Raw genomic sequence first — 8,689 nt, forward strand, 5'->3', positions numbered from 1 at the left:
TGGAGTGAGCCTGCTCGCGATGGCGATGTTGCCGTCAACATAAATGCTGATTGTGCCGGCCTCATCGCGAGCAGGCTCACTCCTACAGGGATTTATGCAATCTGCAGAAACAACAAAGCCGCCCGAAGGCGGCTTTGTCTGGTGCGGGCTGAAGCTTAGTGCTTCTCGCCAGCCAGCTTGTGCTCGAGGTAGTGAATGTTTACACCGCCCTTGCAGAAGCCTTCGTCACGAACCAGATCACGGTGCAGCGGGATGTTGGTCTTGATCCCGTCAACCACGATTTCGTCCAGGGCATTGCGCATGCGCGCCATGGCTTCGTCGCGGGTCGCGCCGTAAGTGATCAGCTTGCCGATCAGCGAGTCGTAGTTCGGTGGAACGGCATAACCACTGTACAGGTGCGAATCGACGCGAACGCCGTTGCCGCCTGGAGCGTGGAAATGCTTGACCGTACCCGGGCTCGGCATGAAGGTTTTCGGGTCTTCAGCGTTGATCCGGCATTCCAGCGAGTGACCGCGGATGACCACATCATCCTGAGTGAACGACAGCTTGTTGCCAGCGGCGATGCTGAGCATCTCCTTGACGATGTCGATACCGGTGACCATTTCCGAAACCGGGTGCTCCACCTGAACACGGGTGTTCATTTCGATGAAGTAGAAACGACCGTTCTCGTACAGGAACTCGAAAGTACCCGCGCCGCGGTAACCGATGTCGATGCACGCTTTGACGCAGCGAGCCAGTACTTCCTGACGCGCCTGCTCGTCGATGCCCGGTGCCGGCGCTTCTTCGAGAACCTTCTGGTGACGACGTTGCAGCGAGCAATCGCGGTCGCCCAGGTGGATCGCATGACCCTGGCCGTCGGACAGCACCTGGACTTCCACGTGACGTGGGTTGGTGAGGAATTTTTCCAGATAGACCATCGGGTTGCCGAACGCCGCGCCAGCTTCGGTGCGGGTCAGCTTGGCGAAGGAGATCAGGTCTTCTTCTTTATGCACCACGCGCATACCGCGACCACCACCGCCGCCAGCGGCTTTGATGATCACTGGGTAGCCGACTTCACGACCAATGCGCAGCGCCGTTTCTTCGTCTTCCGGCAGTGGGCCGTCGGAACCTGGAACGGTTGGCACACCTGCTTCGATCATCGCGTGCTTGGCCGAAACCTTGTCGCCCATCAGGCGAATGGTTTCGGCTTTCGGGCCAATGAAAGCGAAGCCGGAGTTCTCGACTTGCTCGGCAAAATCGGCGTTTTCCGCGAGGAAACCGTAGCCTGGGTGAATGGCGGTAGCGCCAGTCACTTCAGCGGCAGCGATGATGGCCGGGATGTGCAGGTAGGACTGAGCGGCAGACGCCGGGCCGATGCAGACGGATTCGTCTGCCAGACCCAGGTGCATCAGCTCTTTGTCGGCCTTGGAGTAAACGGCGACGGTCTTGATGCCCATCTCTTTGCAGGCACGCAGAATCCGCAGGGCGATCTCACCGCGGTTCGCGATCAGAACTTTTTCCAACTTCGCAGTCATCAAAGGCTCTCCGCAGTTCAAACGATGGTGAACAGCGGTTGGTCGTACTCAACCGGCTGGCCGTCTTCGACGAGGATGGACTCGATCACACCGCTGGTTTCAGCTTCGATGTGGTTCATCATCTTCATGGCTTCGACGATGCACAGAGTGTCGCCTTTCTTCACGGTCTGGCCGACTTCAACGAAGGCTGGCGAGGCTGGCGAAGATTTACGGTAGAACGTGCCGACCATCGGCGAACGGGCAACAGTGCCGTTCAGCGCTGGCGCAGCAGCGGCAACCGGGGCTGCAGCCGCTACCGGAGCAGCAACAGGTGCGGCAGCCGGTGCTTGCATCGGAGCCGGCGCGTAATACTGCTGAGCCGGGGTTTTGCTGTGACGGCTGATGCGTACGGACTCTTCGCCTTCCTTGATCTCGAGCTCGTCGATGCCGGACTCTTCCAGCAATTCGATCAATTTCTTAACTTTACGGATATCCATGAATCATCAACTCCCAAGGGTCGGTCAGGGGCGCTTAACGCTTGTATTTCAAGTCGTTGCCGGTGTTTCAAGCTGTTCTAGTGCAGCCTCCAGGGCCAGTCGGTAACCGCTGGCGCCAAGGCCGCAGATCACTCCCACCGCTACGTCGGAGAAGTAAGAGTGATGGCGGAATGGTTCGCGTTTGTGCACGTTGGACAAATGCACTTCGATGAATGGGATGCTCACTCCCAGCAGCGCGTCACGTAATGCGACACTTGTGTGTGTAAAAGCTGCTGGATTGATCAGGATGAAATCCACACCTTCGCCGCGCGCGGCGTGGATCCGGTCGATCAATTCGTACTCGGCATTGCTTTGCAGATACAGCAGATGGTGGCCGGCTTCACGGGCGCGGCGCTCCAGATCCTGATTGATCTGCGCCAGGGTCGTTGAACCGTAAGTACCGGGTTCGCGGGTGCCGAGCAGGTTCAGGTTGGGGCCGTGCAGCACCAGTAGCGTTGCCATCTGCGTTGTCCTTGTTATGGGTGAGCAATGTTCAGAACCCGGCGACTATGCCGCAAAGACTTTGTGACTGTCCAGTTCTATGCAATAGCCAGCACGATGGGCGATGTTTGCGCAAAATATGTGACCGAGTGATTAGATCCGGTCATTCCGCAAGATATGCGGTGATACGAATGACGCTATCGCGAGCAGGCTCACTCCTACAGTTGAAATGCGTTCCCCTGTAGGAGTGAGCCTGCTCGCGATAGCGGTTTATCAGACGCGAAAGGCCTGCACGGCTGTATGCAATTGCCCGCCTAATACCAGCAAGTTCTCGCCCTGTTCGCGCCCACGACCGATCCGCAGCAAGTTATCCCCACCCAACTGATGAATTCGCTCACTGTGATCGCGAATCTCGCTGACCGCGCCACTCTGCTGCGCCGTAACCTCAGCAATGCGCACCGCCGTGTCGGAAATCGTCTGAATCGCGCCAACAATTTTATCCAGCGCCCCGTCCGCTGCTTGTGCCTGACTGGCCGTGGCTTCGGCGTGTTCGACCTGCGCGCGCATGCCTTCGACCGATTGCCGCGCCGCCGTTTGCAGGCCGGCAATCAACGTCTGAATCTCCGCCGTGGCCCCGGCAGTCCGCTGCGCCAGCGAACGCACTTCCTCGGCGACCACTGCAAAACCACGACCCATTTCCCCTGCCCGCGCCGCTTCAATTGCCGCGTTCAGCGCGAGCAAATTGGTCTGATCGGCAATCGAGCGAATCACCGTCAGCACACCACCGATGGTCGCTGACTCCTCCGCCAGATGTTCGATCATCTGCGCATTGCCTTGCACTTCACCGACCAAGGCGTGCAGCCCGGTCAGGCTCTGGCCAATCACGGTTTGGCCATGTTCGACGGCCAGTCCGGCATGACGGCTGGCATCGGCTGCCTGTCGCGCGTCACCGGCCACTTGCTGAATGGTCGCCTCCAGTTCGCCGAGGGAATCGCGGATCAATGCGGTGTCGCCGGCCTGATGCTCAGCGCCGCTGTGCAGGTCGTTGCTCAGTTCGGCGAGGGTGCGGCTGCTGCCCGCGACTTGCTCGGCATTGCCGCGAATCGTCCCGACCAGATCCACCAGATAGGCGCGCAAGCGATTGAGCGAAGCCTCGATGTCGTGCAGTTCGCGGTTGGTTTTGCCCAGATGAATGTCGCGGCTGAAATCGCCTTCAGCCCAGGTCGACAGCGCTGGAGCGAGGTTGGTCAGGGTGCGCGAGAGGCGGCGCTGCAAGGTGTCGATCAGCAGCGCGATCAACAGAATCAGGCCGATCATCACGCCCTGCATCAGGCGCACTTCACCCTGAATCTGCCCGTGTTGCGCACGCACCACCGGCTCGAGTCCGGCGATGGCCTGCTGCACGGCGGCGATTTTCTGGTGGGTGGCGGCGCTGAGATCGCTGCGCTTCTGGATCTGCTCGCGGGTGCGCGCCAGCTCTGCAGGATAACGACCGAGCAAGCTGTTGAGTTCGCGTTTGAGGCCGACGCCAGCATCTTCGGCGACGGCTTTTTCAGTGTTTTCGATGCCCATCATCGCGGCGAAATCGTCGCTGCCGGATTCACTTTTCGCAACCACGCCGAGCAAGGGCAGGGCATCAATCGCTTGCGCCTGCGTGCTGATATTGCTGACTTCACGCTCAACGTCCGCCGCCAATTCACTGCGCCCGCTGCTGACCAGTTTGTCCCGCGCCAGCGACAATTTGCCGAGATGTTGTGAGGCGGCAAGCAACGGCGTCAGGTAACCCGAGTTGCCGTTGGCGTAGGTGCTGAGTTGTTCAAGGCTCGCGCTCAGTTCGCGTTCGGCCTGCAACAGCAGCGCCTGAGGATCACCGGCCAGTTTGCCGGCGGCGAGCAGATCGGTTTTGCTGAATTCATCCAGCTCCGCCAGGCTCGGGCGCAGGGTATCGGCCAGCGTTGGCGGCAGTTCGCCGAGTTCTTTGTGCAAGCCATCGATGGCCTGACTGGCGGCGCTCAGGCGCAAGGCGTCGCCGCCGGCGAGGTAGTCCTCAACGTTACGAGCGACCTCGTTCTGAAATTGCTGTGACAGCCCCAGATATCGCTCCATCAATAGATACGGGCGTTCGAGGGCTTTTTGCGACCACCACAGCGTGGCGCCGAGTGCGACACACACGGCGACCAGCAGCAGGGTATTGAGATTGGTGAGCAACTTCAGGCGCATGACGGCTACCAACGGCAGAAATGGTAAGCGCCTGAATTTATTGCGGTTCTGTTACAGGGTTATGACCGCATCAGTGGAATCTGATGAAAAGGTGGCACTTTGCTTTGATTCCCGCGCCGACTGCACGCGATTGCGCCCGGCACCCTTGGCGCGGTACAGCGCCTCGTCAGCCTGGCTGGCCATCATCAGGCTGTCGCAGTCGTCGTGCATTTCCACCACGCCGGCGCTGAAGGTGCACCACAAATCCTGTGGTTGCGCCGGGTAATGGATTTCGGCGAAGCGCTGGCGGATTTCGTCGAGCACTTTGTGCGCGGCCTCTATATCCGTGTCGGGCATGACGATGGCGAATTCTTCGCCGCCGTAACGGCCGATGAAATCGGTCTTGCGCAAACGCTGTTTAAGGAACAGTGCGAGGCTCTTGATCACGCGGTCGCCCATCGGGTGGCCGTGGCTGTCGTTGACCCGTTTGAAGTGGTCGATGTCGAGCATCGCAAAGCTCAGCGGCTTGCTCTCGCGGCGGGCGCGGAACGAGCAGTCTTCGAGCAATTGCAGAATGTGCGTGTGGTTGTACAAACCGGTGAGGCTGTCGCGCACCATCCGCGCTTTCAGATTGCGCGCACGGGCCGCGCGGTTGCGCACGGTGGTGATGAGGTGGCGCGGCTTGATCGGCTTGGTCAGGAAGTCATCGCCGCCCTCGCTCATCGCGTCGAGCTGTTTGTCCAGATCGTCCTCGGCCGACAGATAGATGATCGGCACGCTGACATAACGGTCGTTGTGGCGGATCACCTTGGCCAGTTCCGTGCCGGTGCAGGCCGGCATGTACATGTCGAGAATGATCAGATCCGGCTGGAAATCGGCGAGTTCGGCCATCGCCTGAATCGGTTCAATCAGCGTGCGCGTGACGATGCCGGCGCTGTTGAGCAAGCGCTCGGTGTGCAGGGCCTGCGCACGCGAGTCGTCGATGATCAGCACTTTATAAGGTTCGTACTGGGCGACGCAGGTGAGAACCTCGATTTTCTCCAGCAGGCTCGACGCTTCGAGGGTGCCGGTGAGGAATTCCTGGCCACCGGCGCGCACGGCAGCTAGACGGGTCGGAGTGTCGGTTTCGTGCAGGCTGAAAAACAGCAGCGGCAGCGGTTCATCCAGACCCACCTGCGCTTCGGCGGCGAGTTTCAGGCCGATGCCGGCACCGCTGAAGTCCACGTCCATGACGATGGCGGCAGGCAAGCGCTCGACCATCGACGAACGAAAGGCTGCCACGCTGTCCAGCGCCTGTGCGCTGAGACCGAAAAATTCCAGTTGTTTGGCCAGTCGTTCGGCGCGGTCGTGATCCTGCAGCATCACGTAGATCGGCTTGCGCAGCGGCGGCAGGAAGGTCTGGTCGAGTTGATCGCCATGACGCAGGCCGGTGCGCGACAAACGCTGCATCAAACGATTGAGATCGGTGATCAGACCGCTGCTGAGACGGCCGCGATTGGCGTCCACTGCTTGCAGCGATTGACTGATGTGGTGCGCCAGTTGCGTGTGTTCGGGCTGTTCGAAGCGCTCGGCAAAACGCAGCAGGCGCAAGTTCGCCTCGCTCAGTTCGGCGAGGTCGACGGTGGACCACTCACTGCGTTGCAGGCGCTGCCATATCTCAAGAATCTGACGTGCCTGATGAATTACCCGCTGGGCAAAGTGGTGCTTGAGACGCTCACGGCTGGGGTCTTCTGGCTCGGTCATATCCTGACTACTAGTTAGGCTGCATGCTGAGGGCGACTGGTGGCTCTATGCTAGCACCTCTTTTCCCTTACACGAGCGTCCTACTGCAATAATCTGCAATGCGTCATCATTCAGTTTCTGACCGATCGGTTTTGTTTTCGACCTGCTCGTCGGTGAAGTCCCCGTGTGCCGGGAGCGTAATAGAGGTCGGGTAGTTTTCGGATGAATTTTCCCCCGCACTTTTATCATCGCGGTGAATGCGCTTTTCGATTGTTTTCAAGCGCCTGCATGCGGGTGATCGGCCCTCGGGTATCAGGGAAACCCTTAGATTGGCGCGAAGCGTCATTCGCCCACATGATTTGCGGCTTATCTTTACGCGCGGGTGCCCGGCTCTGGCACGTTGTTGTATGGTTGTGGTCGAACCGTTGAACCCAAGTGATTGAAAGGATATCGCCATGCTGGACTGGAAAAACCGCGCGGGCAGCGCGCCTGAACGTGCCGCCGAGCCCAAGTCGGCCACCCGCAGCTATGTTGGCGGGCTGCTGTTCAGCCGCGCATTGGCCACACTGATCGGCATTTATCTGCTGGTGACCATCGGCCTCGGCTGGTACTGGAGCCAGGAGCCGGCGCTGTTTCCGGTCGCACAAAACGCGCAAGTGGCTGCCGAGAAAGAAGGCAAGCAAATGGTCATCGGCTACACCACGGTCGAAACCCTGAAGACCGTCGCCGGCACCTTGCTCAACAAACCGGGCGGCTACATTTCCAACGACCGCTTCCCGCCAGGCCTGTGGATGGACAACACGCCGAGCTGGGAATACGGCGTGCTGGTTCAGGTGCGCGACCTGACCCGCGCCCTGCGTAAAGACTTCGCCCGTTCGCAATCGCAGTCTGCCGAAGACGCTGATCTGGCCAAGGCCGAGCCGCGTTTCAACTTCGACAACAAGAGCTGGGTTCTGCCTTCCAGCGAATCCGAATATCAGGAAGGCATCAACTCGCTGAGCCGTTATCAGGCGCGTCTGTCGGATCCGAGCCAGAAAAACGCACTGTTTTATGCGCGTGCTGACAACCTGAACAACTGGCTGGGCGATGTCGGCACCCGTCTGGGTTCACTGTCGCAACGTCTGTCGGCCAGTGTTGGCCGGGTCAAGCTGAATACCGCGCTGAAAACCGAAACCCCGGCGGTGGGTGAAGTGCCGCAGGTCGATGAGGAAATCGTCGAGACGCCGTGGATGCAGATCGACAACGTCTTCTACGAAGCGCGCGGTCAGGCCTGGGCGCTGTCGCACCTGCTGCGCGCTATCGAAGTCGACTTCGCCGATGTGCTGGCGAAGAAGAACGCCACCGTCAGCGTGCGTCAGATTATTCGTGAGCTGGAAGCCTCGCAGGAACCGGTGTGGAGTCCTATGATTCTTAACGGTAGCGGCTTCGGCGTGCTGGCCAACCACTCGCTGGTCATGGCCAACTATATTTCCCGTGCGAACGCTGCTGTGATCGATCTGCGTCAACTGCTTAATCAGGGATGAGTCATGTCCGATAGCGCGAAAGAGGCGGCGCACCGTGCCGCCTCCGATGCCGAACAGATTGCCTGGGTCGACGAGCAGGACAACCTGCTCGGCGCTCTGGTGCGCGCCGATCTGCGCGAACGCGGGCTGATCGGTCGCGGCACTTACATCATGCTATTCAATTCCGCCGGTGAGCTTTGCGTGCATCGGCGCACCTTGAGCAAGGCGATTTATCCCGGTTACTGGGACGTCGCGGCGGGCGGCATGGTGCAGGCTGACGAGACTTACGCCGAGTCGGCCGCCCGTGAGCTGGAAGAAGAGCTGGGCGTCAGCGGCGTGGAGTTGACCGCTCACGATCATTTCTACTTCGAAGACACTGGCAACCGTCTCTGGTGTTCGGCGTTTTCCGCCGTCTGGGACGGCCCGCTGAAACTGCAGCCGGAAGAGGTGCTGGAAGCGCGCTTTATTCCGGTCGAGCAGGTCATGCAGGAAATCCGGGAAAAGCCTTACTGCCCGGACTCGCTGGCCGCGTTGAAGCGCTATCTCAAGGCGCAACAAAGCGACGTCGCAAAGAACACATAAATTGGCGCTGATTGGCACTTAGCAATCGGGTTTTTTGCCGTTACACTGCGCGACCTTTTCAAGCTGCACCGAATAGTTTGAGGTTGGCCTGATTGACTGCTGGCCTGTGGGGAATCTGTAGGAGCTGCCGAAGGCTGCGATCTTTTGATCTTGGCCTTTAAAAAAGATCAAAAGATCGCAGCCTTCGGCAGCTCCTACATTTCAGCAATTGAGC

General features: G+C 59.6%; 7 protein-coding genes. 2 read left to right on the top strand and 5 right to left on the bottom strand.

What is annotated here, in order from left to right; all coding sequences use genetic code 11:
• Positions 1-155: 155 nt before the first annotated feature.
• The 5 genes from accC to gcbA form a co-directional block, all read right to left on the bottom strand.
• Positions 156-1,514 (bottom strand): acetyl-CoA carboxylase biotin carboxylase subunit, encoded by a 1,359-nt coding sequence (gene accC, locus QMX93_RS28180; RefSeq protein WP_282358798.1) that lies wholly within the window; start codon positions 1,512-1,514, stop codon positions 156-158.
• Positions 1,515-1,531: 17 nt separating this feature from the next.
• Complete coding sequence (accB, locus tag QMX93_RS28185; RefSeq protein ID WP_008078186.1) at positions 1,532-1,990, bottom strand: acetyl-CoA carboxylase biotin carboxyl carrier protein; 459 nt, start codon at positions 1,988-1,990, stop codon at positions 1,532-1,534.
• A 48-nt stretch (positions 1,991-2,038) separates the two neighbouring features.
• Entirely contained in the window at positions 2,039-2,491 is a 453-nt protein-coding gene (gene aroQ, locus QMX93_RS28190; RefSeq protein WP_008078187.1) for a type II 3-dehydroquinate dehydratase, read from the bottom strand.
• Positions 2,492-2,743: 252 nt separating this feature from the next.
• Positions 2,744-4,690: a methyl-accepting chemotaxis protein gene (locus QMX93_RS28195; protein ID WP_282358800.1), complete on the bottom strand. Its 1,947-nt coding sequence runs from the start codon at positions 4,688-4,690 to the stop codon at positions 2,744-2,746.
• Between the two features lie 51 nt (positions 4,691-4,741).
• Positions 4,742-6,412, bottom strand: coding sequence for a diguanylate cyclase GcbA (gene gcbA / locus QMX93_RS28200; RefSeq protein WP_282358801.1), 1,671 nt, complete (start codon positions 6,410-6,412; stop codon positions 4,742-4,744).
• Positions 6,413-6,846: 434 nt separating this feature from the next.
• Between gcbA and QMX93_RS28205 the strand changes: the two genes are divergently transcribed.
• Both QMX93_RS28205 and QMX93_RS28210 read left to right on the top strand, forming a co-directional pair.
• A complete protein-coding gene (locus QMX93_RS28205; protein ID WP_053116908.1) occupies positions 6,847-7,914 on the top strand; it encodes a DUF2333 family protein in 1,068 nt (355 codons plus the stop codon).
• 3 nt (positions 7,915-7,917) lie between these two features.
• Positions 7,918-8,475 (top strand): NUDIX hydrolase, encoded by a 558-nt coding sequence (locus tag QMX93_RS28210; RefSeq protein ID WP_282358802.1) that lies wholly within the window; start codon positions 7,918-7,920, stop codon positions 8,473-8,475.
• Positions 8,476-8,689 lie beyond the last annotated feature (214 nt).

Source organism: Pseudomonas sp. PS01303 (assembly GCF_029959385.1).
In the GTDB taxonomy this organism is placed as follows: Bacteria; Pseudomonadota; Gammaproteobacteria; order Pseudomonadales; family Pseudomonadaceae; genus Aquipseudomonas; species Aquipseudomonas rustica.